Raw genomic sequence first — 24472 nt, 5'->3', positions numbered from 1 at the left:
CATCCCCTTGTGGGGGCGTGCCGGCGTCGTAGTTGGTCAACGGAATTTGTCTATCGCCGACCTGATCTTGGTGCCCTTACGGGCAGCTGCTGCGCAGCTTCAACAGCCACTAAGCCGGAAGCTGGATGACCTGTCCCTCGAACACGAGGTTGGGATCGGCAATGGTGTCCAGGTTGGCGTCAGCAAGGTGCTGCCAGCCGCCCTCGATCCCCAGCTTCTCAGCCACGATGCTCAACGTGTCGCCCGCCTGCAGCGTGTAGGTTTCGCCGCTCAAGGCCACGGCCGTCACGTGCTTGGCGACCGGAGCAGCCTGCTCTGCGGGCACGCTCTGCACTGGTGCGGCCTGGACCGGAGCCGCCTGCACTGGCGCGCTCTGGACCGGAGCGGACTGCACGGGAACAGACTGGGGCGCAACGCCGCTGCCGCCACCGCTCAGGCCCAGCTGGGCCGAGCAGGAAGGCCAGGCGCCCCAGCCCTGCGAGGCCTGGACCTGTTCGGCTACGGCGATCTGCTGCTCGCGGCTGGCGTCAGCGGCTGAACCCGTGCCGCCATAGGCAGCCCAGGTGGTGGGGCTGAACTGCAGGCCGCCCGAGTAGCCGTTGCCGGTGTTGATGGACCAGTTGCCGCCGCTCTCGCACTGTGCCAGGGCATCCCACGTGGAGGTGCTGGTGGTGGCGTTGGCCGCCGTGGCTGAGAGGGCCAGGCCAGCCGCGGAGATGGCGGCTACGGTGGCTCCGCGGCGTGCGGCAGTACGGAATTTGGTGTTTTTCATGATGGGTGATGCTCCTGAAGGCCACCTGCGCTGCTTCCGTCCCCGGAGATCATCGCGCCACTGCCCGCCCCTGACGAATAGAGGTCAACTTCGGTGGCTGCCTGCTGGGCAGTTGTGGTGAAGGCAGCACCGGGCATTCATGGGCCCGCCAGCAGCGGGCATGCTTTTCACGCTAAGACATTGGGCTGCTGTTATCAAATCGAGATTATTCTGGGCGTTGGCTGGTAGTTTCCTGGCCGAGAGCCGTCGCCAGGTACGGGGCGGTGCGGCTCCGGGTGAAACGGGCGACGGCGGCCGGCGTCCCGGTGGCCACGATCAGGCCGCCTTTGTCCCCTCCTGACGGGCCAAGGTCAATGACCCAGTCGGCGCCGGCGACCACTGCCATATCGTGCTCAACAACCACCACGGAGTTTCCCGCATCCACCAAGCCGTGGAGCTGGGCCATCAGGAGCTGCACATCGGCGGGGTGCAGCCCCGTGGTGGGTTCATCCAAAAGGTAGAGGCTGTGGCCGCGCTGGGTCCGTTGCAGCTCAGTGGCCAGCTTGATCCGCTGCGCCTCGCCACCCGAGAGCTCGGTGGCCGGCTGCCCCAGCCGCAGATAACCCAGGCCGACATCCCGCAGGCTCTTGAGGCTCCTCGCCGCGGCGGGGATGGGGGCCAGGAAGTCGGAGGCGGCGTCCACCGTCATGGCCAGGACTTCGGCGATGTTCAGGCCGCGGTACCGGACCTCAAGCGTCTCAGGGTTGTACCGCGATCCCGCGCATTCCGGGCACGGACCGTAGCTGCCGGGCAGGAAGAGCAGTTCGACGGCGACGAACCCCTCGCCCTGGCAGGTTTCGCAGCGTCCGCCCGCCACGTTGAAGGAGAACCTGCCGGCGCCGAAGCCGCGGGCCCTGGCCTGCTCCGTGGCGGCGAATTCCCTGCGCACGGCGTCGAAGAGTCCGGTGTAGGTGGCCAGGTTGGATCGCGGGGTCCGGCCGATGGGCTTCTGGTCCACCGTCACCAGCCGGTCGATGCGGTGGTCGCCCACGATGGCTCCCAGTTCAAGAGGCTCCGCAGATTCATCCTGCTCCGCCGGGGTCCTGAGTCCGGAGCCCACCACCTCGCCGAGTACTTTGCTCACCAGCGTGGACTTGCCGGAGCCGGACACCCCGGTGACTGCCGTCAGGACGCCCAGGGGGAACTGGGCATCCAGCCCGCGCAGGTTGTGCCGGGTGATGTCCTTCAGCTCCAGCCACTCTTCCGGTTCCCGGACCCGGCCGGCACCGGAACCGCCGCGCGGGACGGAACCGCCGTCGTCGAACAGGAAAGGCCTGGTGACTGACGCCTCAATCCCGGCGAGGCCGTCAACCGGCCCGCTGTAGAGCACTTCGCCGCCGCCTTCGCCGGCGCGGGGGCCCACATCCACCAGCCAGTCCGCCCTGCGGACCACGTCCATGTTGTGCTCCACCACGAACACTGAGTTGCCGGACGACTTCAGCTGCGCCAGCACCTCCAGCAGCGGCTCGGCGTCGGCAGGGTGCAGCCCGGCGGACGGTTCATCCAGCACGTAGATCACACCGAACAGGCCGGACCGCAGCTGCGTGGCGATCCTGAGCCGCTGCATCTCGCCCGGCGAGAGGGTGGGGGTGGCCCGGCCGAGCGCCAGGTAGCCGAGCCCGAGGTCCAGCAGCACCGTGATGCGCTGGAGCAGGTCCCGGGTGATGGCCACCGCCACCTCGTTGGACTCTCCGGAAAGCTGCGTGCGGGAGGCCGTGCCGGCGTCGTCCAGTACAGCGGTGGGGCGGACAACCTCGGCGAGCTCCGCCATGGGGAGGCCGTTGAGTTCCGCGATGGTCCTGCCCGCAAACGTGACGGCCAGGGCCTCGGGCACCAGCCCCGTGCCCGCGCAGCGCGGGCACGGACCGGACTCCATGTAGGCCAGCACGCGTTCACGCATAGAAGCGCTCTGTGAATCGGCCAGCGTATGGAGGATATAGCTGCGGGCGCTCCAGAACTTCCCCTTGTACGGTTTGGCCACGCGGTCCCGCTGAGGGGTCACCTCCACCACGGGCTGTTCCTCGGTGAAGAGGATCCAGTCCCGGTGCTTCCTTGGCAGCCTGCGCCACGGGATGTCGACGTCGTAGCCCAGGTGGGTAAGGATGTCCCGCAGGTTCTTCCCCTGCCAGGCGCCGGGCCAGGCCGCGATGGCGCCGTCGCGGATGCTCAGTGACGGGTCGGGGACCAGCGAGGACTCCGTGACGGTGTGCGCGATTCCCAGGCCGTGGCATTCCCGGCAGGCGCCGGCGGCTGTGTTGGGGGAGAAGGCGTCCGAGTCCAGCTGGGTGCTGCCTGCCGGGTAGGTGCCCGCCCGGGAGAACAGCATGCGGAGGGAGTTGGAGAGCGTGGTGACGGTTCCCACGGTGGACCGGCTGCTGGGAGCGCCGCGGCGCTGTTGAAGCGCGACGGCGGGCGGCAGCCCGCTGATCAGCTCCACCTTGGGGTTGTGCCCCTGCTGGATCAGGCGGCGGGCGTACGGGGCGACGGATTCGAAATAGCGCCGCTGGGCCTCGGCGTAGATGGTTCCGAACGCCAGGGAGGACTTGCCGGACCCCGAGACACCGGTGAAAGCCACGATCGCATCGCGCGGGACATCCACGTCCACGTTGCGGAGATTGTTTTCGCGGGCGCCCCGGACCCGGACAAAACCGTCTGCGGCGGGGGCAGGAGACGGGTACTGCAGGTCATCAGCGTGCTTAGCGTTCTGCATTGGTTCGACTCTAGTGGTGATTCCGGCGCTGGGCATTATCCTGACCCGATGGATAACTTTGCCGGCGGCACTGCCGTGCCCGAGACAGAACTGGACGCAGCAGAGCTGGAAGTCCCCGCCAGGATCCTTCCGGTGGCCGAGCTGCACCTGCACATTGAGGGAACCCTCCAGCCGGAGCTGATCTTCGCGCTCGCGGAGCGGAACGGCATCGCCCTCCCGTATGCAGGCCTGGACGAGCTCCGGGAAAGGTATGAGTTCACGGACCTGCAGTCCTTCCTCGACCTGTACTACGCCAACATGGCCGTGCTGCAGACGGAGCAGGACTTCGCCGACATGACCCGCGCCTACCTTGAACGGGCCGCCGCCGCAGGGGTGCGGCATGCCGAGATCATGATGGACCCTCAGGCGCACCTCTCCCGCGGCATCCCGCTGGAAACGTGCGTCAACGGCGTTGCATCCGTCCTGGCCACCTCCCAGGAAGAGTTCGGGATCTCAACACTGCTGATCGCGGCTTTCCTCCGTGACCTCACCGAGGAATCCGCACTGGATGTCCTGGACGGCCTGCTGGCTATGAAAGCCCCGATCGCCGCCATCGGCCTGGACTCCGCCGAGGTGGGAAACCCGCCGTCCAAGTTTGAGCGGCTCTACGCGAAAGCCCGCGAAGCCGGCCTGCGGCTGACCGCGCACGCAGGGGAGGAGGGCCCGGCGTCGTACATCATCGAAGCCCTGGACATCCTTGGCGTGGAACGGATCGACCACGGCATCCGCTGCATGGATGATCCGGACCTGGTGGAGCGCCTGGTGGATGCGCGCGTCCCGCTGACGGTGTGCCCGCTCTCCAACGTCCGTCTGCGCGCCGTGGACACCCTGGCAGACCACCCCCTGCCCGCCATGCTGGCAGCCGGCCTGAACGTGTCCGTGAACTCCGACGATCCGGCCTACTTTGGCGGCTACGTGGATGACAATTTTGCCCAGCTGGGGGCTGTCTTTGAGCTCTCGGACTTCGACAAGGCCCGGCTCGCGGCCAACTCCATCCACTCGTCCTTCGCTTCCGAGGAGCGTAAGGCGGAGCTGCTGGACGAACTGAACCGCGGGGAGGCCGTGCACCCGTAACGTGTCTGAGGCAACAACAGCCGCGTCATGCGGCTAAACTTGGTGCCGCAGGCGTGTCTGGGAAGTGCAGTGCGGCACCCATGTCAGCGCTCAAGGGTTGTGCAGCCAGCCCGTTTCCCGAGACCTCAGCCTCACTTGTTGGGACGTCCGCTTAACAGTCGGTCACGACACGCAGTGTTAACCATTTCAAGTCGCGCGATTTAACGGGCAGTTGGCAAGATGCCTAAGACCGATCGCTTTTATAAAGGGGAATCATGGCCAAGTCCACCGCAGAAAACACCTTCCTTCGACTCAAGACCGTACTGGATGTCCTGACCGAAGGTGTGTGGTCAGGCGATGCGCTGAACGCGGGCCAGGTCCTCGCCGAGGCAACGGCCCGGGTGCCGTTCAATGAGCATGAGGCCGAGCTGCTCAGCGGCGGCATTCCCCGCGGCCACAAGACGCTCACCTCGGCCACGGCAAAGCTGGTCAAGGCCGGCTGGCTGGTCAAGGGCCGCTCCGGCTGGACCATCACCGACGAAGGAATGCGCGCCACGGTCGCCTTCCCGGATGCGGTTTCCTTCGCCAGCGCGCTCGACGCCGGCACGCCCATCCCTGCCGACGTCCAGGTTCCCACTGCTCCTGAGGGCTTCGTCCGGAAGACCACCGCGTTTCCCGAAACGGCAGCTGCTGCCGCTGAACCCAAAAAGGCCACCAAAAAGACGCCTGCCAAGAAGGCCGCCGCCGCCGTTGGCAAGGCAGCCAAGGTGCTCGAGGATGCCGTCGAACCCGTTGTGAAGGCTGTCCGCAAGGGCAAGACGCCGGCCAAGACAGAGGCAGCTGCCGCCACTCTAGCGACTGAGCCGTTCGAGGACGCGGACATCGAGACGCACCCGCAGCCCGAAGCCGTGGCTGTTGCCGGTGACTTCAACACCATCCTGGGTGCGCCCGAAAACTGGGCCCCGCAGTACGACGAAGCGCAGATGGAATTCGACTTCCTGGACCAGATCTGGAAGAAGAGCGCCGAACTGCCTGCCGGTTTCTACACCTTCAAGATCGCGCTCAACCGCTCTTGGGATGAGAACTACGGCGCTTACGGCACGTTCGACGGCCCCAACCACGAACTGCACCACGCCGGCGGCACCGTGACCATCCGCTACAACCACAGCACCCGCGACATCACCATCAACTAGCGGGTTGCCCTCCCGCCCAACTAGGTAGCACCAAGTGTCGTTTTGGAGGCTTAAAACGACACTTACTGCTACCTAGTTGGGAGGGGGAGGCGCTGACGGACGGGAGGCACCATGGCCAGGCACGCAGGGCCGTCATCCGGGGTGCCCGATCCTTCCAACGGTGCGGCTTTCCCCGGCGCGACAGATCCATCTGACGCGGATGCGGTCCGGCTGGAGGCACGCGTTTACGGCATGGTGCAGGGAGTGGGCTTCCGGTTCCGAACCATGGGCAAGGCCGAGGAACTGGGCCTGGCCGGCGAAGTGGAGAATCTCAGCGACGGTTCGGTGGCCGTGGTTGCCGAGGGCCCCGGGCTGCAGGTCCGGGCACTTCTCGATTGGCTCAATTCCCCGAACACCCCCGGCCGGGTAGAGCGTGTTGAGGACTCGTTCTCCGCCGTGCACGGCAACTTCCGCGGCTTCAGGGCGCGCTGACCGGCATCTCCCGTCAGGCGCGCGGGCTCAGGCCCAGGAACGCCCCCAGCTCCTCCAGAGCCGCGGGCCGGTGCGGCATATAGCTGGTGAGCTCGGGCGAGCGGATGATCACTGCCCGCCACTGCCCCCGCGAGACAGCAACATTGATCCGGTTCCTGTTCAGCAGGAACTCCGCTCCCCGCGGCGCCTCAGCTACGGCAGAGCAGGCCATGGACACGAGCACCACGGGCGCTTCCTGCCCCTGGAACTTGTCCACCGTCCCCACCCGGACCTGCGGCAGGCCGGCTTCCTCCAGTGCCCTGCGGACCAGGTGGACCTGGGCGTTGTAAGCGGCCACCACCAGGAGGTCCTGCTGTCCGAGGGGCCGGAGCTCATCCCCGGCGCCGGGCTTCCATTTCAGGCCCAGGTGCCGCCGTGCCTGCCGGACCACCTCAGCGGCCTCCTCCGGGGATGCGGTGGCGTTGCCGGAGTGCTCCACGAACACGGTTTCGACGCCGGGCGGCAGCTCCTCGAGATTACGCAGCGACGCCGCCGGCGCGGACTGAAGCTTTCCCTCGTAGCTGAGCCGTGACACCGCCCGGCACAGGTCCGGATGCATCCGCCAGCTGTCCGCCAGGAAGTACCCCAGGCTGGCAGGCAGGGTGGCGTGCCCCGCAGCCAGCCAGCCCAGCGCCGATTCATCCACCGGCTCCGGGTGGGCGCCCTGCGTGACCTGGGGCAGCTGCTGCGGATCGCCCAGCAGGAGGAGCCGCTTGGCCGCGCGCGAAACCGCAAGGGTGTTGGCCAGCGAGAACTGGCCCGCCTCGTCGATCACCAGGAGGTCCAGCGAGCCCGCCGGGACTTCCTTGCCCGTCATGGTCCACGCCGTTCCGCCCACCAGGCAGCCGCCGGGGGATGCGAGTAGCCGGGCGACGTCGCCGTCGGCCGTCCGGGTCCAGGGAACATCGTGCGGCGCAGCCAGCTTCTTCGCCACAACCGTGGGGGAGACGCCGCCGGTGGCGATGGCACGGCAGAGCAGGTTTTCCACCACGTTGTGCGACTGGCCCACCACGCCGATCTTCCAGCCGTCAGCCACAAGGCGGCCGACGACGTGGGCGCCCACGAACGTCTTTCCTGTTCCCGGAGGGCCCTGGACTGCCAGATACGAGTGGCCAAGGTCCCGGAGCGATGCCGTGATGGCCGCAGCGTAGTCCGGGGCGCCCGCGGTGTCATGGCGCACCCCTGCCGGGCCGGGAAGGGTGCGGAACTGCGGGGGCCGTTTCCGCAGGATGTCCAGGCCGGGATGGGCCGGCAGTGACGGAAGGGAGGCGCCTACCGTGCGGGCAAGCTCGGCGATGGCAGCCTCAATGCTGGTGGTGGCTAGTGGCTGGTCCTCGGTGAGGGCGACGGGAAGGTGCGGGTAGGCGGCCACCTTCCCGGTTTCCCGCTCGGCAACCGTGATGATGGTGTGCTCCGGGTTGTCAGGCGCGGGAGCGACGCCGCTGATCCTCGTCCCAAAGGAGAAAGCCCGTGCGCCGGGGGCAGCATCCTGGGCAGCCATGCCCTCGGGCGGCGGGGCGTCGTAAAGCCGGCACCAGGTGGAGTCCGCGCGGAAGTCCGAGCCCTCCGTCATGGTGCCGCGAAGCCGGAGGGTCCGGGTCCGCATCCGTTCCCGGGGCTTGGCCAGTGCCCAGTCCGAGGCCACCTCCGCCGAGGACACCAGGAACACGTTCCGCTGGTCCGCCCAGTTCTCCACCGGTGCCTCTACGCGGTCGAAGTGCTGCCACCAGAACTGCTTGCGTTCGCGGCGGTGGTAGCCGGTGGCGGCGGCCACCATGGCGATGGCGCGTTGGTCGTTACTCCAGGCCAGGTCCTCCGGGAGTCCCGCCAGGAATTCGCGCAGCCTGGTTTCCTCAGGCGTCTCCTCCGCGGCCGGCGCGCGCTCCGGGGATGCTCCCTGAGGCGGCTGGCCGGCGGAAGCCCCCGGATCAGCTTGTGCCCCGCCGGGCTGTCCTGCCACGTCCAGCAACCAGTCCCGGAGCCGGAGCGTGGACAGGCAGTCGTACTGGTTGTAGTCGGAGATGGATGCCAGGACCCTCCCTGCTTCGGCTGAGCGGCCTGCGTCCCTGGCTGCGCAGTAGGCGGCGTAGGCAACAACGGACGCTCCGGCGTCTTTGACCTCACCAGAGCGCAGGTTGCTGCCCATGTACAGCGGTTCGAGTTTCTTGATGGAGTAGGACGCCTCCGATATGCGCAGTGACTGCCGGACGGTGGCATAGAGATCCACCAGCAGCCCTTCCCGCAGCCATGTGTCCACCGTGTCTTCCCCGGCCTGGTGCGCCAGCGAGAGGTTCCGGAGGGCTGTTTTTTCGTAGGCGGCGTAGTGGTAGACGTGCATGTCCGGATAACGGGCGCGGCGTTCTTCCACGTACGCGAGGAAGTCCAAGAAGGCACGGCGTTCCTCGGCCCGGGAATGGGCCCAGAACGGGCGGAACACGGGCTCACCGTGATGGTCCGCGGACGGCGCCTCAACAACGCCGAACAGGTACTCGATGCCCCAGGCGCCGGTGGCCGGATCCTGCCAGAGGGGATCGCCCTCGAAGTCGAAGAAGATGTCCCCGGCGCTGGGCGGTGGGAGCGACCCGATGGTGTTTTCCGGGAGGACGGTGAACGAGACGGTGTGGGGCTCCCCGTCCTTGGTGAACGTCCGGGAACCCGTCACGGCGTCCAGTCCCAGCTGCATCCGCGCCTGGGCCCGCAGCCGGACCACGGAATTCCTGGCGTCTCCGGCTGGCATGGCCGCCAGTTCATCGATAGTGGTGATGCCCGCCGCATGGAGCTTCTTCCGCTGCACCACGGACATCCCCGCCACCATCAGCAGGTCCCGGTGCACCTGCACCTGCTCCGCGCAGTAGTCGCACCGGCCGCAGTGGACCACCCCGTGTTGCTGCCACTGCACAGGAGCGTCCCCCGCCCGGTGCTGCGCAGTGAGGTCGCGGAAGCGCCGCCGCCGTTCCCGGAACACCGGCAACAGGTCCGGCAAGGAATGGCTGCTGCGGAGCCAGTCCTCACCCACGCGGGTCCCCAGCACCAGGGTGACCACCGGCGAGGGCTCCAGCCCCATCCCGAGCAGCTGGTCGCCATAGGCCGCAAGCTGCAGGAGGGCACCCACCTTTGCGTGGCGGGCAAGCTTGGTGTCCCAGACCTCGTACCGGCCGGGGTTGCCGGTGCCTGCGGCCTCGTTGACCAGGAAGTCCGCGTAGCCCAGGAACTCCCCGTCAAAGAAGGTGGCCTGGAACACCGCGTCCGCCCCGGACCGCAGGGCAAGCTCCGTTTCCGCGTTCTTGGCCTGCAGGTCCCCGCGCAGGTTCTGGCCGCGTTCCAGGGAGTAGACGCCGGCGCCGCGGCTGGCATCCCACTCACCGAATTTGCCAATCAGGCTGGCCAGGACGGTCTGCTCGTGGTGGTCGCCCAGTTCGCCGGCGCGCACCTGCATCTCGTCCGCGGGGAACTCGGCCTTGGGGGAGCGGCCCAGCTTCTCGTCAAGGACCCGGAGCGTCCGGTACTCACACTCGCTGGCGGCAACAAGGTCACTGGCAGAAAACACCAGGTCCGGCGGCGCACCGGCCGCTGCGGCTTCGAGCAAGAACACGGGGCCTCCCCATCGACAGCCCGGCTGTCATCCTCAGGCTGTTATTGCCAGAACCGGAGACTGTTCCCTGGCCCTGGTCCAAACGTAGCAAGGGGCACAGACAAACAGGCAAGCTTCAAAAGTAGGTAGCAGCAAGTGTCGTTCTGAGCCCTCAAAACGACACTTACTGCTACCTAGTTGGGTGGGGCGGTCAGTTCTCGGCGGCCGCCCGCACCTGGGCTTTGTCGTGCTCGTCGTGGGCTTTCCGCAGCAGGTCCAGGAACTCGGTCTCGTTGCGGATCAGGCGCTTGTACTTCTCCGGGAGTTTGCGGATCTCGTTCTCCTCGCGGCACATGGCGGCGAAGATCTTGTCCCGCTCGTTCATGTCCGTCTCGTAGTTGAGGTCCAGGTACTCCACGGCGTGCCGCCGGGCGCCGGAGACAGCGTTCTTGGCTTTGCCCTTGGGGCTGAAAATGGACGCCAGGACCGTGACCACCAGGACGCCGAGGATCACGCTCAGCGAAACGCCCGTGCTGACCTCCACCACGCTGACATGCTCGCCGTCGTTGATGAACGGGAGGGTGTTCTCGTGCAGGGCGTGCAGGATGAGCTTCACCCCGATGAAACCCAGGATGACGGCCAGGCCGTAGGACAGGAAGATCAGCCGGTCCAGGAGCCCGTCGATCAGGAAGAACAGCTGACGCAGGCCCATCAGGGAGAACGCCGTGGCCGTGAAGACAATAAAGACGTTCTGGGTGAGGCCGAAGATCGCCGGGATGGAGTCCAGCGCAAACAGGATGTCCGTGCCGCCGATTGCCACCATCACCAGCAGCATGGGCGTCAGGACGCGCTTGCCGTTTTCAACGGTGAACAGCTTGTCGCCGTCGTAGTGTTCCGACGCCGGCAGGAACTTCTTGGCGAGCCGCACCACCAGGCCTTCGGAGTCGTCGTCGTGGCTGCCCGGCTTGAGCAGGTTGCCGGCGGTGATCAGCAGGATCAGGCCGAAGATGTAGAACACCCACGCGAAGCTGTTGATCAGTGCGGCGCCCAGGAGGATGAAGCCCGTGCGGGCGATCAGGGAGAAGACGATGCCGAACAGCAGCACCTTCTGCTGGTCCGCGCGGGGCACCCGGAAGCTGGCCATGATGATCAGGAAGACGAAGAGGTTGTCCACGGACAGTGCCTTCTCCGTGATGTACCCGGCGAAGTATTCGGTACCCATCGTGGGTCCGCCAAACAGCAGCACGCCCAGGCCGAAGAGCACCGCGATGCCCACATAGATCGAGGACCAGAGGGCAGCTTCCTTGAGTGAGGGCGTGTGGGCCTTGCGCACATGGAAGAAGAAGTCGAAGGCCAGGAGGCCCACGATCCCGGCAATGGTCAGGGTCCAAACATAAGCAGGTACTTCCACGCTGGGGGCCTTTCGTCGGAGTCTCCTTAAAGCCTACCCACCTATGCCGGCTTCAGGAGTTCGTGTTCCACGACGGCGGCGCGCGAGAGGGTTTTGTAGCCCTCCTGTTCGAACAGTACGGTGATGACGTCGTCCTCGTGCCGCATCACCAGGCCCGGCCCCCACTCCTTGTGGACCACGGCGGACTGGAGCGGGAACGGCTCCGCCGCCCGGCCACCCGAGGATGGTGTGCCGCCGTCGTCCGCTCCGTCACGGGCGTGGTGCCTGGCGGCGTCGGCGCAGGCGTCGCAGTTGCCGCAGGCCTCTGCCAGTTCCTCACCGAAATAGCCCAGCAGGAACTGGCGCCGGCAGCCATCCGTTTCGGCGTAGGCGCGCATCATGGTGAGCCGGGACTGGTCAACGCGCTGCCGGGCTTCGGCGAGTTCGACGGCGCCGCGCACCAGGGTGGGCAGCTTGGCCTTGGAGGACAGGCGGACGCCGCGCTTGCCAAGGGCGACGGCCCCGGTTTCCTCGAGCTGGTTCAGCAGCCCGGTGATCCGCCGGGCGGGAAGCCCTGTCAGCTCAGGCAGCGAAGACTTGGGGGTGGGCCCGTCCGCTGCTTTCAGTACTTTCAGCACCGCCAGGAGGGATTCCGGATCAGGGGAGTGGGTTGCGAAGAACTTCCGCAGGCCCAGGTCCTCTGACCGGTAGTGCAGCACCGCGGCCGCCGGTTCCCCGTCGCGCCCGGCCCGGCCGATCTCCTGGTAGTAGGCGTCCAGCGCCTCCGGAATGTCCGCATGGACCACGAAGCGCACGTTGGGCTTGTCGATCCCCATGCCGAAAGCGGTAGTGGCCACCACCACGTCGAGCTGATCGTCCAGGAACTGTTCGTGGATGCGCTCCCGGTGCGCCGCGGAACGGCCGGCGTGGTAAGCCTCCGCGCGCAGCCCCTCCTTGCACAATTTGGTGGCGTATTTCTCGGTGTCCTTGCGGGTGGCGGCGTAGAGGAGCCCCTGCCCGTCGCGGGCCAGGGCGGCCACCTGCTTCAGCACGGCCTTCCGCTTGTCCTTGTCCTCGTGGTGGCGCACCACGTCCAGACTGATGTTGGGCCGGTCGAACCCGCGGACCAGGACCAGCGGGTCCTTCATGCGCAGCCGCTCCACGATCTCGTCACGGACCGGAGGCGATGCGGTGGCGGTGAGGGCGGCTACGGGAGGATTGCCGAGCTGTTCGCGGACGTGGCCCAGGCCCAGGTAGTCGGGGCGGAAATCGTGGCCCCAGGACGAGACGCAGTGGGCCTCGTCCACCACGAACAGGGAGATGTCCAGGGCTGCGATGCGGTCCACGGTCTTGTGCTTGGCCAGCTGCTCCGGGGCCAGGAACAGGAACGTGGCTGTGCCGCTTTCCACCGCCTGCCATGCCGCCTCCACCTCCGAACCGCTGCGGGAGGAGTTGACGGCCACCGCAGCGCCCGGCCCCAAGTCCCCGTCGAGGCCCTCCAGCTGGTCCTCCTGCAGGGCAATGAGCGGGGAAACCACGACGGCGGGACGTCCCGTTGCGTTGTGAAGGTGCTGTGCCGCGACCTGGTAGATCGCGGACTTGCCGTAACCGGTGGGCATGACCGCCAGTACGTCGCGGCCGGCGGTGAGGGCGGCCATCCCGGCCAGTTGGCCGTCCCGCAGGTGGGCCAGGGAGAAGGAGGATGCCGCGAGGGCGGCGAGGTCATGAGCGTTGGACATGGGGGCGCTCCGCACAGAGTGGTTCCTGCGGCCGCTTGCTTCAGCCAACGTAAACAGCCTAGCGCCAGCCGCGTGCCGCCGTCGCCCGTTGCCCGTGGTGCCTGCCCGGCAGGGAAGCTGCCTCCTTGACTTCCCCGTCCCCCTGAACAAGTGTGGGAAAGGAACCGGCCCGCCGAAGCATCGGAATGTGGCCGCGCCTGCAGAACGCAAGGAGAACCAGCCGTGACGCGCAAGAATCCCGATGTTGAAGAGGCCGACGAATCTGACATCGAAGTCAGCAGCCACCCGAAGACCTGGGCCGCGGGAGTGCCCGGCGTCTACCACTCCATGCAGCCGGCGCTGAAGCATATGGGCCTGGAACGCTCCAGGAAGACCCTGCTGGCGCTGAACCAGAAGGACGGTTTCGACTGCATGAGCTGCGCGTGGCCGGACCCCGGGCACCGCAAGACGTTCGAATTCTGCGAGAACGGCGCCAAGGCCGTGACGTGGGAGGCCACCCCGGTGGTGATTGGCTCTGATTTCTGGCAGGAGCATCCCGTCAGCGAGCTGCTGCAGCGTTCCGAGTACTGGCTGGGCATGCAGGGACGCCTGACGGAGCCGGTGTACAAGCCTGCCGGGGAGGACCACTACCGGCCCGTCAGCTGGGACCACGCGTTCGGCATCATCGCGGGCAAGCTGGCGTCCCTGCCCAGCCCGGACCAGGCGGCGTTCTACACCAGCGGCCGCACCTCGAACGAGGCCGCGTTCCTGTACCAGCTGTTCATCCGCGGGTACGGCACCAACAACCTGCCCGACTGCTCCAACATGTGCCACGAATCCTCCGGCTGGGGCATGGGCCAGACCATCGGCGTGGGCAAGGCCACGGTGTCCTACGACGACTTCGCCAAGGCGGACCTGATCATCATCATGGGCCAGAACCCCGGCACCAACCACCCCCGGATGCTCACCGCCCTGGAGGAGGCCAAGGAAGCGGGGGCAAACATTGTTGCAATCAATCCGCTGCCCGAGGCCGGCCTGATGCGCTATAAGAACCCGCAGAAGGTCAAGGGCATCATTGGGCGGGGCACGGACCTGGCGGACCAGTTCCTCCATATCCGCATAGGCGGGGACATGGCGCTGCTGCAGGCGGTTTCCAAACGCGTCCTCGATGCCGAGGCAGCCAATCCGGGAACCGTGCTGGACCATAAGTTCCTCGAGGAGCACTGCCAGGGGCTTGAGGAGCTCCGGGCACACCTGGCCGGACTGGACGAGGCCGCCGTCCTGGAAGCCACCGGCCTGCAGGCCCGGGAAATCGACGAGCTGGCCGACCGCTACCTCCGAGCCGAAAAGGTCATCATCACCTGGGCCATGGGCATCACCCAGCAGAAGAAGGGTGTGGCCACCATCAAGGAGATCATCAACCTGCTGCTGCTGCGCGGCAACATCGGCAAGCCCGGCGCCGGCGCCTCGCCCATCCGCGGGCACAGCAATGTCCAGGGGGACCGCACCATGGGCATCTGGGAGCAGATGCCGCCGGCGTTCCTGGACGCCCTGGGCAAGGAATTCAGCTTCGAGCCGCCCCGCGGGCATGGCGCGGACGCAGTGGAGACCATCCGGCAAATGCGCGACGGCGGGATCAAGGTTTTCATCGCCATGGGCGGCAACTTCGTGGGCGCCATGTCGGACACACAGGCTGCCGAAGCGGCGATGAGCGGCACGGAACTCTCCGTCCAGATCTCAACGAAACTCAACCGGTCCCACGCCGTGACAGGGGCCGAGGCCCTGATCCTGCCCACGCTGGGGCGCACGGAGATCGACCGGCAGGAGTCCGGCCCGCAGTTCGTCTCGGTGGAGGACACTGTCTGTGCCGTGCACGCCTCCCACGGCACCGTTGAACCGGTGGCCCCGGGCCTGCTCTCCGAAGTGGCGATTGTCTGCCAGCTGGCGCAGCGGGTGCTGGGGGACAGGATTTCGGCCGACTGGGCCGGTTTCCAGAAGGACTACGACCTGATCCGGGAGCACATCTCCCACGTGGTGGTGGGCTGCGAGGACTACAACCGGAAGATCCGGCAGGAAGGCGGCTTTGTCCTGCCCAACGGTCCGCGCGATTCCCGCACGTTCAACACGCCCACCGGCAAGGCCATGCTCACGGTAAACGAACTGGAGCATGTGGAGCGCCCGGCCGGCACCCTGATCCTGCAAAGCATGCGCTCGCACGACCAGTTCAACACCACCATCTACGGCCACAACGACCGCTACCGCGGCATCAAGAAGGGCCGCGAGGTGGTGTTCGTGAACCCCGAGGACCTGGCCGAGCTGGGCCTGGAAGACGGGCAGCACGTGGACGTGCGCGGCGTGTATCCGGACAACGTGGAGCGGGTCCTGCGGAACTACCGGCTGGTGTCCTACCCGTCAGCACGCGGATGCGCGGCCGCCTACTATCCGGAAGCGAACGTCCTGGTGCCGCTGGAGAGTGTGGCGGAGGGCAGCCAGACGCCGGTGTCCAAAGCGGTGATTGTCCGGCTCGAACCCGTTACCGCGCTCGAGGAGGAGCCGACAGCCGCGGGCTAGGGTTCCCGGCCCGCACGCGCGGCCCGCGCCCGCATAAGCGGCGCGGGCCAGCACCGCGTTAGCGGCCAGGGCCGCTACTGCGCCGTGTCCGCCCAGCCTTTGCTGGCCGGGCCGGCGTCGGGCCCGTCCTCGCACAGCTGGAAGGCGACCTCTGCCGCTTTCGCCACTGACGCCGTCGACGCTTCCTTGGTCCCGGCGCTGCCGGTCCCTGCCTCCAGCCCTGCCGCATACCCCACCATGAAGGTGGTCACCGGAGCCGCTGCATGGGTCACGGAGTCGGCCGATTTGCGGGCCAGGTCCAGGAGAAGGTCGTGGTCCACCTTCAGGTCCAGGATCTGCAGCGCCTGCGCCAGCCGGTTGCTCCACTGGTCCAGGATCTGCATTTCGTCCTCGTTGGCTGGCATGTCCGCTCCTTGGTCTTCCGTCAGTTTTAGGACATTGGATCGTCCTCCGTGCCGAGACTACAAGGCTTCGCAGCGGAAGTCATCGGTACCGGCCGTTCCCCGAGTAACCCCTAATCCACAAACAGGTAGACAGCCGGACTTACTACCCCTAGATATGAGGGCTGCCCGTGCTTAGACTGGGCGCACCCCACTCCAGGAAGCTCTCCGGCAACTGATTCCCAGCCATCACCAGATGCTGGACGGTGCCTGTCCGGCGGGGTGCGCATCACCACTCATGAATCACGGCAGCCCTACCGGGCGGACCGTGGGATAACAGGAGAAAAAGATGACAGGGAACAAAGCCGTTGCCTACAAGGGGCCCGGGAAAGTCGAACTGATTGATATCGACTACCCCACGTTCGAACTCAAGGACGGGCCGGGCGTCAACCCGGCAAACGTCGGGCGCGCCGTCAACCATGGCGTGATCCTGAAGACAGTGGCCACCAACATTTGTGGCTCGGACCAGCACATGGTGCGCGGCCGCACCACGGCACCGCCGGACCTGGTGCTGGGGCACGAGATCACCGGTGAAGTGGTGGAGGTTGGCCGCGACGTTGAATTCATCAAGGTGGGGGACCTTTGCTCAGTCCCGTTCAACATTGCGTGTGGCCGCTGCCGGAACTGCAAGGAGCGCAAGACCGGCATCTGCCTGAACGTGAACCCGGACCGCCCGGGCAGCGCCTACGGGTACGTGGACATGGGCGGCTGGGTGGGCGGCCAGGCCAACTATGTGCTGGTGCCGTACGCCGACTGGAACCTGCTGAAGTTCCCGGACAAGGACCGGGCCATGGAGAAGATCCTTGACCTGGCCATGCTTTCGGACATCTTCCCCACGGGATTCCACGGTGCCGTCAGCGCCGGCGTGGGAGTTGGCTCCACCGTCTACGTGGCAGGCGCAGGTCCCGTGGGCCTGGCAGCGGCCACCAGCGCGCACCTGCTGGGCGCCGCCGTCGTGATTGTGGGCGACCTGAACGAGGACAGGCTGGCGCGGGCGCGCAGCTTCGGCTGCGAAACGGTGGATCTCACCAAGGGGGGCCCGGCGGAGCAGATCGAGCAGATCCTTGGCGTACCGGAAGTGGACTGCGGCGTGGACGCGGTGGGCTTTGAGGCACGCGGCCACGGCCACGGCAAGGACGCCGAAGAGGCACCGGCCACGGTGCTGAACTCGCTGATGGACATCACCGCTGCCGGCGGTGCGCTGGGCATTCCGGGGCTGTATGTGACGGGCGATCCCGGCGGCATCGACGAGGCAGCCAAGAAGGGTGCCCTCAGCCTGAGCCTGGGTACCGGTTGGGCCAAGTCGCTGAGCTTCACCACCGGCCAGTGCCCGGTGATGAAGTACAACCGCCAGCTGATGATGGCCATCCTGAACGACAGGGTGAACATCGCCAAGAACGTGAACGCCAAGGCGATCACGCTCGAGGAGGCCCCGCAGGGCTACGCGGAGTTCGACGCCGGCGCGGCCACCAAGTACGTCCTCAACCCGAACGGCTACCTGAGCTAGGCGGGACGGCGTCACGCGGCGCCGCCGGAAGCGGGGCGGCGGACGGTGCTGTCCGGTAAGGGGCGGGTGCGGAAATAGATGCCCTTCGGCTGGGGTTAGGCGGAAGGACACACCGCATCGAAGGAGATTCCCTTGAGTGACATCACTGTCCGCCACAACCCCGGCCGCGAGCGCTTCGAGATCCTCGACGCCGGCAATGTGATTGGCAAGGCGGCGTACAAGGCGTACGACGGCGGCGCCTCGCCGGAGCGGATTTTCTACCACACGGTGATCAATGAGGAATACGGCGGGCAGGGCCTTGCAGGCCAGCTCGCCACGGTTGCCCTCGATGAGACGGTTAAGGCGGGCGTGGGCATTGTCCCGGTCTGCCCCTTCATCAAGAAGTTCCTCGCCAAGCACCCTGAGTACGCCGGCGATGCGGTGGCCGTGAAGCCCGCGCACCTGGAGTTCCTCAACGGAGCCCTGGCCAGCCGCGCCCGCTGACGTGCAGGGCATCCGCCCCACTTTGTGATCGTCGAGTTGGCAGGAGCTGCTATGCCGGCGGACCCGGTGCTGCGTCCGGCGGGGCGACATTTCCGCCAGCCCCGCCGGGGGCGGAAGAGGCTCGTGGCGCTGTTCTCCGCAGTGGTGCTGGTCATCGCGGCAATCGTTGGCGTGGCCGCGATCCGTTCCGTGCCCTTCTCCGGCACGGCGGTCCCGGTCCCTGCAGCAATCCAGGAGACTCCGGTGGCTGTTGCCCCGGCGTCACTCCAGGACCGCATCGACGCCGCCCTGGGGGAGGCCACCGGCTACAGGGCCGGGCTGGCATTGGCTGACGTGTCCGGCGATGCGGCGCTGGCCTTCGGGGACACCGAGGCCTTCGCGGCCGCCAGCACGGCGAAGATCATTACGGCCGCGGCCTACTACCACCTGGTCGAAACCGGCAAGGCTGCCCTGGACGCGCCGTTGGGGGACTACGACGCCTCGTTCCAGCTCGAAGCGATGGTGAACCAAAGCAACAACGATTCCTGGCTGCTGCTGATGGATGCCGTGGGGTACCCGGAACTGATTGACTATGCAGCCTCCATCGGCGTCACCTATGACCCGGAGGAGAACCGGCTGACGCCCGCGGAGATGGCCCTGGTCCTGAAGAAGCTGTACGCCGGGGACCTCCTGGATGAGGACCACACGGCCCAGCTGCTCGGGTACATGCAGGAGACCAACAATGAGGACCTGATCCCGGCGGGGTCCCAGGCTGGTGTTGAGGTGTTCCACAAGTACGGCGAGCTGGGCGGCGCCCTTCACGACGCAGCCGTGCTGAGCTACCGCGGCTCCGCCTTTGTGCTGGTGATCTACACCGAGAATCCCGAGGGTACGGAACTGCCCGGACAGTCCGAGGTGATCCGCAAGCTCACCGGCATTGTTGAAGACTCCCTGTTCCCGCCCGTGCAGGCAGGCGCGCCAGGGCCATAAGTTCCATCAAGTCGCGCCGGCCTGGGGGTATGCAGCAGACTGTTTCCGTGAGCAACAAACCCCGGACTGCGCTGGCCGTCGCCGGCCTCAGCCTGGGCACGGCACTGAACCCCCTCAACTCCTCGATGATCGCCGTCGCCCTGGTGGTGCTCCGCGGGGACTTTGGACTCGACGTCGCCGCCGTCACCTGGGTGGTGACCTCGTTCTACCTGGCCTCAGCCGCGGGCCAGCCGGTGATGGGCCGGCTTGCCGACAGGTTCGGGCCGCGGCGGATGTTCATGCTGGGCATGGCACTGGTCGCGGCCACCTGCGCGCTGGCGCCGTTCGCCCCGAACTTCGCGCTGCTCTGCGTGGCCCGTGCCGTGATGGCGCTGGGCACGGCTACCGCCTATCCCAGCGCTGTGGTGATGGTGGGCGCCATTGCGCACCGGGCCAACGTGGAGCCGGCGCGTCCGCTGGGCAGCCTCCAGATGGCCAACACGTCGGCGGCAGCGGTGGGACCTGTGGTTGGCGGGCTGCTGGTGGGCTTTGTGGGCTGGGAGGCGTTGTTCCTGGTCAATGTCCCGCTGGCGCTGGCTGCGCTGCTGATCGTGCGGCAGGCGGCTCCGGCAGACAAAGCCAGGGAACGTGGCAGCGTCGCCGAGCTGCTGCGGGACTCGGACATTCCCGGCATCCTGGGTTTTGTCACCGCGCTGCTGCTGGTGATGATGGCCGCCCTGAACGTCTTGCCGGGATACCGCTGGTGGATGCTGGCCGCGGGAACGGCCGTGGCGGCATTGTTTGCCTGGCGGGAGCTCCGCTTTGCCCGCCCTTTCCTGGATTTGAGGCTCCTGGGCCGCAACAGGCCGCTGATGCTCATTTACCTTGCCTTCGCGGTGTTCAGTAGCGTCTATTACTTCGTCTTTTTCGGCCTGCCCCAGCTCCTGCAGGAAGCCGGCGGCTACGATCCCGGCATTGTGGGGCTGCTGATGCTGCCCCTGGCTGGCATGTCCGTCCTGGCAACCCCCTGGGCGGTGAAGGCAATGGGAAGGTTCGGCGTGCGGCGCGTGCTGATTGCCGGCGTCGTGCTCCTGGCCGCGGCCGCTGCACTGATGTGGCTGCTCACCGGCACCCTGGCGATCCCGCTGGTGGTGGTGCTCACTGCCCTGATGGGAATCCCGTACGGAACGGTGGGCATCGCCACGAACCAGGGCATGTTCGTGTCCATCCGGCCCCAGGAGCGCGGCGTCGCTGCCGGGATCTACCAAACGTGCCGGTACGTTGGCGCGATCACGGCCACGGTGATGATCGGTGTGTTCGCGGGCGGCGGCGTGGACCAGGAAAGCTGGGCACGGATGGTCCTGGCGATGCTGGTCTTGTGCGTGGTGACGTTCGCCGTGAGCCTGCTGTGGAGGCAGCGGGACGTGTAATGGAACCGGGTTTATCGTGGAGATATGGCTTCTCCACAGGTTCAGCTGTACCTCGACATCACCGCGAAAGGCCTCTGCATCCTGGGCGCCGCCCTGATGATCTTTGGCCGGGGCGGCTGGTTCTACGCGGGCGTCGCCACCGTGGTGCTGGGGGTCCTGTTCATCGGCGCTTCCCTGCTGGCCACCCGGAAACTGCGGAATCGCCGGTGGGACGGCACACGCCGGACGTGATCCGGCGGGCGAAAGTCCATCGAGTGCTCCGCAGATGCCGTTATGGGGAGTCAAAACGGCAGTTACGGAGCAATCGATGGACAACAGCGGCTTCAGGTGTACATCAGTGAGCCCGGCGTGGTCAGCTTCTCCCCGGTCTCCAGCCAGGTCTTCAGGCCGGAGAGGATCATTGGCCAGCCGCCGTAGAGCTGTTCATTGGCGCCTTCGCGGAGGTCGCTGTGGGTGACGGTCAGGCGGCAGGAATCGCCCACGGGCTCGATGTCCCACGTGATCCTTGAGGTTCCCTCGGCCTTGACGTCCTCACCCCAGAGGGCCCGCATGGTCTGGACCAGCCGGCGGGGCGGGTCCACCTCCAGGTTTTCGCCCTCACCCAGCGGTGCGCCGGCTTTGGCATTGTTCATGGTGTAGCTGGTGCCCGGGGCCCAGTCCGTTTCAATGGTGTTCCCGAACTGGTACTTGCTGCGGATCCCGCTGTCCGTGATGGCTTCCCAGAGCCGTTCCGGCGTGGTCTTGATGTAGATTTCGAAGATTTTTTCCATGGGACTTTCCAATCTGGATTTGAGGTCGCTGAGGCCAGCGGCCCATGGTTCTGAATATTTGCTCACCCAGCGGTCGTGGATAAGCCTGATGGGCACGGGGTTCAGGAAGTGCAGCTTTTCCCGCCCCCGACGGCGGCTCACCACCAGTCCTGCATCTTCCAGGAGCTTGAGGTGCTTGGCAATCCCGAAGCGGGTCATGTCGAAGCGGGCCTCAAGCGCGCTCAGGGACTGCCCGTCCTGGCGGAACAGCTCATCGAGGAGGTCCCTGCGGGTGGGGTCGGAGAGTGCTTTGAACACCGCGTCCATAAAGAAAATGATAGGTGACCATAAGGTCACCTATCAAGGGTTTTTCTTCGGTTGGAGGGGAGAGCCTAAGAGCGCCCGCTGACCTTGTCCGGCAACGGCTTGGCAATGGGCCGCGGCTCCAGCCATATCCGCTCCCGCGGGCCCTGCGGATACGCGTGCTTCTTGTTGGCCAGGGTGATGATCCAGGCTGCCACTACCGGCAGCGCCGCGGCCACAGGAACCAGCATCGGACCCCCCACTACCAGCGCCGCTGAGCCGTACAATGCGCCGACGGTGATGCCGAGCTGGATGGTCAGCACGGTGAGGCCGTTCGCTGCTTCCTGGTACTCGCCGCCGGCCCGCAGGATGGCGGACTGGTTGTAGATGCCTATTGCGCCGAGCCCTGCACCCCAGACGGTCATGAGGACCAGAGCCACGGTGAAGTTGCCTACCGCGAGGGGCAGGAAAAACATGGATAGGGCGATCGCCGCAGTGGTGACCAGCAGGGAACGCCGGGGGCGGGAGTCAACGGTGAGGCCCGCGATCCAGATGCCCAGCAGCCCGGAGCCGCCCAGCACGGTGAGCGAGAGGCTGATGGCGTAGTCCGGGAAGCCGGCGTCGCGGATAAACGGAGCAATGTAGGTGAACAGGGCGAAGTGCGCCAGGACCAGCAGCGGCCAGGCGATGGCGACCGGCTTCACCCCGGGCTGGGCGATGGCCTTGCGCAGTGAGGGGCGGACGGCGTCGGAGATCTTCTGGACGCGCGGCAGCAGGAAGAAGGCCAGCACGGTGAGGACCAGGCCGAAACCGGCAAGCACCATGAACGCGGCCCGCCAGCCCAGGAACCCGCCCAGCGCGGTCCCCACGGGCGCGCCGATGGCCAGGCCCAGGCTGTTGCCGCTGAAGACAATGGCCAGGGCCTTGCCCACCTTGTCCGCCGGAACCACCCGGGTGACGAACGGGGCCATGGTGGTCCAGAGCAGCCCGTGGGCCAGTCCGCCCACCAGGCGGGCAATCATCGCGGAGGTGAAGTCAGGTGCCAGTCCCACCATGGCGTTGCTGGCAGCGAACGTCAGGACCAGCCCCACCAGCAGCGCGTGCCGCGATATCTTCCCCAGCAACCGGGCAGCCGGAACCACAGTAACCACAATGACCGCGGCATAGGCCGCAGCCAGGTAGCCGGCCACCGGCTCGGACACATCCAGGCCCGCGCTGATCTGCGGCAGCAGCCCGGACGGCAAGAGTTCGGTAGTGATGGCGGTAAAGGCGATGGTGGACAGGACCACCATCGCGGCGTAGGGGAAACGGGCAGGCGCCGGCGCGGAAATCGCGGAAGACATGGGGGAGGGGTCCATTCAAGGGGGAGGGGTGGAACGCGGCTCGCTGGCCGGACAATTCCTCCCTTAAATTTACAGGATCCCGCCCCCTGCTCCGTGCCGTTCCCGGCGCGTCCCCGGCGCCGTTTACGGTGTGCCGTGCCGCACCGCTGGAATCAGCGGGCGGCCGGTTCCCTGACCTCCGCGACGGCGCCCAAACGCGAGTCCAGCAGGCCTGCCGCGACGGCTGGAGCAAGCCCCGGCGCCAGCGGAAGCCGCGGCACCACCAGGCAGTGCCAGAGGTGATAGATGTCCGCCTTGCCCGACCAAACGGTGGAGGTGACATTGCCGTGCTCGTCGAGTTCCTGCTTCCAGGAGCCGTGCTCGTAGTCGATGAACCAGTCGCGGGCGTGGTCCCAGATCCGCTCGTACCAGTCCGCATACTTCTTCTCGCCGGTGGCGATGTAGAGGGCTGCGGCCCCGCCGATTGCCTCCGCGGGAACCCACCGGATGCGGGTGGTGACCACCGGTTTGCCCTCCCAGTCCACCGTGTACACAAATCCGGGATGGCCGTCCGGCTCCCAGGCGTCACGGATCGCGGCGTCGAACAGGCCGCGCGCGTCTTCCAGCAGCCAGGCCGGGACGTCCAGGCCGCGGGCCTCCAGCCCGGCACGGAGGTGGAGGAGCAGCCGCGCCCACTCAACCCAGTGACCGGGCGTTCCGCCATAGGCCCGGAACTGGCTGGCCCGGTCATCGGTGTTGTACTCCGGCATCGGGGTCCACTCGGGGTCGAAGTGCTCGAACACCCGGTAGTTGTTGTTGCGCGCAAATTCGTGGATGAGCACCTCGGCAATGTGGAGGGCCCGTTCCAGCCAGCGGTCCTCGCCGGTCACATCAGCGACGATCAGGTACGCCTCGACCGAGTGCATGCTCGCGTTGCCGCCACGGTAGGCCTCGGTTTCGGTGAACTCCCGGTTCCAGGAGTCAAAGCACATGTTGGCGTTGTGGTCCCAGAACTTTGTGTCGGCTACCCGCAGGGCCTCGTCCAGCAGTTCCCGGGCTCCTGGACGGTTTGCCGCAACGGCACTGGCAGCGGCGAGGAGCACGAAGGAGTGCTGGTAGCCGGACTTGGTGTCGTTCACCGGCCCGTTCGCGTCGATCTCGGCGTACCAGCCGCCAAACTCATCGTCGTGGAAGGCCCCGTTGAGTGCTGCGATGCCGTGGTCCACGAGCGTCGCGGCACCCGGCCGCCCCATCAGCGCGGCGACAGCGAAACTGTGGACCATCCGGGCGGTGATCCAGAGATGGGTCGGCTTGTCGGTGAATACCTTGCCGTTGTTGTCCAGCCAGCCGAATCCCGTGGGCACCTTTGACCCTGAGGCGAAATTGATCAGCCGGTCGGTTTCTGCCTCGAGCCATCGTGCGTGGGCGGCACTGTTCAGCCACGTCATGTCAGTTCCTCTTTCTGATACGGGGTGCAAGTTTGGAGCCGGTCCACTCAGCGGGTGCCGAAGTCGGTATCTGTGTATGCGCCGGCACGCCGGGCGCCACCACAGCTGCAGTCGTTTCCGACGTCAAGCTGGATGTTCACCGGTGCACCGGGGTCAATCGTCAGTGAGATGGTTTCGCCGCTGGTGGTGGACACGCGCAACGGGCTTTTGTGCGGGGAGATGGCACTCATGGCCGCCCTTTCGTTAATGGTGTTGGTTGGATACATGCATCTGTTA

The 24472-nt window shown here is 66.7% G+C and carries 19 protein-coding genes; 9 read left to right on the top strand and 10 right to left on the bottom strand.

Annotated features, from left to right (window positions below):
- Window positions 1-109: 109 nt before the first annotated feature.
- Both WHH00_RS14400 and WHH00_RS14395 read right to left on the bottom strand, forming a co-directional pair.
- Window positions 110-772: a transglycosylase family protein gene (locus WHH00_RS14400; RefSeq protein WP_406633807.1), complete on the bottom strand. Its 663-nt coding sequence runs from the start codon at window positions 770-772 to the stop codon at window positions 110-112.
- A gap of 205 nt (window positions 773-977) precedes the next feature.
- Window positions 978-3521, bottom strand: coding sequence for an ABC transporter (locus WHH00_RS14395; RefSeq protein WP_406633805.1), 2544 nt, complete (start codon window positions 3519-3521; stop codon window positions 978-980).
- A 48-nt stretch (window positions 3522-3569) separates the two neighbouring features.
- Here WHH00_RS14395 and WHH00_RS14390 point away from each other — a divergent pair, with 48 nt between their 5' ends.
- The 3 genes from WHH00_RS14390 to WHH00_RS14380 all read left to right on the top strand — a co-directional run bounded on the left by WHH00_RS14390 (window position 3570) and on the right by WHH00_RS14380 (window position 6277).
- Complete coding sequence (locus tag WHH00_RS14390; RefSeq protein ID WP_406633803.1) at window positions 3570-4634, top strand: adenosine deaminase; 1065 nt, start codon at window positions 3570-3572, stop codon at window positions 4632-4634.
- Window positions 4635-4888: 254 nt separating this feature from the next.
- A complete protein-coding gene (locus tag WHH00_RS14385) occupies window positions 4889-5806 on the top strand; it encodes a glycosidase (protein WP_406633801.1) in 918 nt (305 codons plus the stop codon).
- A gap of 111 nt (window positions 5807-5917) precedes the next feature.
- Window positions 5918-6277, top strand: a complete 360-nt coding sequence (locus WHH00_RS14380; RefSeq protein ID WP_406633799.1) for an acylphosphatase — start codon at window positions 5918-5920, stop codon at window positions 6275-6277.
- 13 nt (window positions 6278-6290) lie between these two features.
- On the opposite strand, the gene WHH00_RS14375 is transcribed toward WHH00_RS14380, so the two are convergent.
- From WHH00_RS14375 to WHH00_RS14365, 3 genes are all read right to left on the bottom strand, one after another.
- Window positions 6291-9908: a TM0106 family RecB-like putative nuclease gene (locus WHH00_RS14375; RefSeq protein ID WP_406633797.1), complete on the bottom strand. Its 3618-nt coding sequence runs from the start codon at window positions 9906-9908 to the stop codon at window positions 6291-6293.
- 190 nt (window positions 9909-10098) lie between these two features.
- Entirely contained in the window at window positions 10099-11298 is a 1200-nt protein-coding gene (locus tag WHH00_RS14370) for a TerC family protein (RefSeq protein ID WP_406633795.1), read from the bottom strand.
- A gap of 41 nt (window positions 11299-11339) precedes the next feature.
- The gene (locus WHH00_RS14365) at window positions 11340-13016 is read right to left on the bottom strand and encodes a RecQ family ATP-dependent DNA helicase (RefSeq protein ID WP_406633793.1); all 1677 of its coding nucleotides are present in this window, start codon (window positions 13014-13016) and stop codon (window positions 11340-11342) included.
- A 222-nt stretch (window positions 13017-13238) separates the two neighbouring features.
- Here WHH00_RS14365 and WHH00_RS14360 point away from each other — a divergent pair, with 222 nt between their 5' ends.
- Entirely contained in the window at window positions 13239-15566 is a 2328-nt protein-coding gene (locus tag WHH00_RS14360) for an FdhF/YdeP family oxidoreductase (protein WP_406633791.1), read from the top strand.
- Between the two features lie 74 nt (window positions 15567-15640).
- On the opposite strand, the gene WHH00_RS14355 is transcribed toward WHH00_RS14360, so the two are convergent.
- Complete coding sequence (locus WHH00_RS14355; protein ID WP_231457052.1) at window positions 15641-15970, bottom strand: DUF6457 domain-containing protein; 330 nt, start codon at window positions 15968-15970, stop codon at window positions 15641-15643.
- A 325-nt stretch (window positions 15971-16295) separates the two neighbouring features.
- Here WHH00_RS14355 and fdhA point away from each other — a divergent pair, with 325 nt between their 5' ends.
- From fdhA to WHH00_RS14330, 5 genes are all read left to right on the top strand, one after another.
- Window positions 16296-17513, top strand: coding sequence for a formaldehyde dehydrogenase, glutathione-independent (fdhA, locus tag WHH00_RS14350; protein ID WP_231457053.1), 1218 nt, complete (start codon window positions 16296-16298; stop codon window positions 17511-17513).
- Between the two features lie 132 nt (window positions 17514-17645).
- Window positions 17646-17996, top strand: a complete 351-nt coding sequence (locus WHH00_RS14345; RefSeq protein WP_400516326.1) for a GNAT family N-acetyltransferase — start codon at window positions 17646-17648, stop codon at window positions 17994-17996.
- Between the two features lie 51 nt (window positions 17997-18047).
- Window positions 18048-18965: a serine hydrolase gene (locus WHH00_RS14340; protein ID WP_406633788.1), complete on the top strand. Its 918-nt coding sequence runs from the start codon at window positions 18048-18050 to the stop codon at window positions 18963-18965.
- 47 nt (window positions 18966-19012) lie between these two features.
- Window positions 19013-20374, top strand: a complete 1362-nt coding sequence (locus WHH00_RS14335; RefSeq protein WP_406633786.1) for an MFS transporter — start codon at window positions 19013-19015, stop codon at window positions 20372-20374.
- A 24-nt stretch (window positions 20375-20398) separates the two neighbouring features.
- Window positions 20399-20605 carry a hypothetical protein gene (locus tag WHH00_RS14330; protein ID WP_406633784.1) on the top strand — a complete coding sequence of 69 codons (207 nt, stop codon included), beginning with the start codon at window positions 20399-20401 and terminating at the stop codon, window positions 20603-20605.
- A 92-nt stretch (window positions 20606-20697) separates the two neighbouring features.
- Here WHH00_RS14330 and WHH00_RS14325 read toward each other — a convergent pair whose 3' ends face one another.
- The 4 genes from WHH00_RS14325 to WHH00_RS14310 all read right to left on the bottom strand — a co-directional run bounded on the left by WHH00_RS14325 (window position 20698) and on the right by WHH00_RS14310 (window position 24426).
- Window positions 20698-21450 (bottom strand): ArsR/SmtB family transcription factor, encoded by a 753-nt coding sequence (locus WHH00_RS14325; RefSeq protein WP_406633782.1) that lies wholly within the window; start codon window positions 21448-21450, stop codon window positions 20698-20700.
- Between the two features lie 65 nt (window positions 21451-21515).
- Entirely contained in the window at window positions 21516-22769 is a 1254-nt protein-coding gene (locus tag WHH00_RS14320) for an MFS transporter (RefSeq protein ID WP_406633780.1), read from the bottom strand.
- A gap of 152 nt (window positions 22770-22921) precedes the next feature.
- On the bottom strand, window positions 22922-24196 hold the full coding sequence (locus tag WHH00_RS14315; protein ID WP_406633778.1) for an AGE family epimerase/isomerase: 1275 nt from the start codon (window positions 24194-24196) through the stop codon (window positions 22922-22924).
- 47 nt (window positions 24197-24243) lie between these two features.
- On the bottom strand, window positions 24244-24426 hold the full coding sequence (locus WHH00_RS14310) for a hypothetical protein (RefSeq protein ID WP_406633776.1): 183 nt from the start codon (window positions 24424-24426) through the stop codon (window positions 24244-24246).
- Between the last annotated feature and the right edge of the window lie 46 nt (window positions 24427-24472).

This window comes from Pseudarthrobacter quantipunctorum (genome assembly GCF_045291495.1).
GTDB classification, from domain to species: Bacteria; Actinomycetota; Actinomycetes; order Actinomycetales; family Micrococcaceae; genus Arthrobacter; species Arthrobacter quantipunctorum.
This window is presented reverse-complemented; position numbering and strand designations above follow the sequence as displayed.

What these genes read in the sequence shown, in the direction of transcription:
- WHH00_RS14390 (WP_406633803.1), top strand. Translation starts at nt 3,570, where the DNA reads ATGGATAACTTTGCCGGCGGCACTGCCGTGCCCGAGACAGAACTGGAC.
- WHH00_RS14325 (WP_406633782.1), bottom strand. Translation starts at nt 21,450, where the DNA reads ATGGACGCGGTGTTCAAAGCACTCTCCGACCCCACCCGCAGGGACCTC.
- WHH00_RS14355 (WP_231457052.1), bottom strand. Translation starts at nt 15,970, where the DNA reads ATGCCAGCCAACGAGGACGAAATGCAGATCCTGGACCAGTGGAGCAAC.
- WHH00_RS14395 (WP_406633805.1), bottom strand. Translation starts at nt 3,521, where the DNA reads ATGCAGAACGCTAAGCACGCTGATGACCTGCAGTACCCGTCTCCTGCC.
- WHH00_RS14380 (WP_406633799.1), top strand. Translation starts at nt 5,918, where the DNA reads ATGGCCAGGCACGCAGGGCCGTCATCCGGGGTGCCCGATCCTTCCAAC.
- WHH00_RS14385 (WP_406633801.1), top strand. Translation starts at nt 4,889, where the DNA reads ATGGCCAAGTCCACCGCAGAAAACACCTTCCTTCGACTCAAGACCGTA.
- WHH00_RS14340 (WP_406633788.1), top strand. Translation starts at nt 18,048, where the DNA reads ATGCCGGCGGACCCGGTGCTGCGTCCGGCGGGGCGACATTTCCGCCAG.
- fdhA (WP_231457053.1), top strand. Translation starts at nt 16,296, where the DNA reads ATGACAGGGAACAAAGCCGTTGCCTACAAGGGGCCCGGGAAAGTCGAA.
- WHH00_RS14320 (WP_406633780.1), bottom strand. Translation starts at nt 22,769, where the DNA reads ATGTCTTCCGCGATTTCCGCGCCGGCGCCTGCCCGTTTCCCCTACGCC.
- WHH00_RS14365 (WP_406633793.1), bottom strand. Translation starts at nt 13,016, where the DNA reads ATGTCCAACGCTCATGACCTCGCCGCCCTCGCGGCATCCTCCTTCTCC.
- WHH00_RS14330 (WP_406633784.1), top strand. Translation starts at nt 20,399, where the DNA reads ATGGCTTCTCCACAGGTTCAGCTGTACCTCGACATCACCGCGAAAGGC.
- WHH00_RS14310 (WP_406633776.1), bottom strand. Translation starts at nt 24,426, where the DNA reads ATGAGTGCCATCTCCCCGCACAAAAGCCCGTTGCGCGTGTCCACCACC.
- WHH00_RS14315 (WP_406633778.1), bottom strand. Translation starts at nt 24,196, where the DNA reads ATGACGTGGCTGAACAGTGCCGCCCACGCACGATGGCTCGAGGCAGAA.
- WHH00_RS14400 (WP_406633807.1), bottom strand. Translation starts at nt 772, where the DNA reads ATGAAAAACACCAAATTCCGTACTGCCGCACGCCGCGGAGCCACCGTA.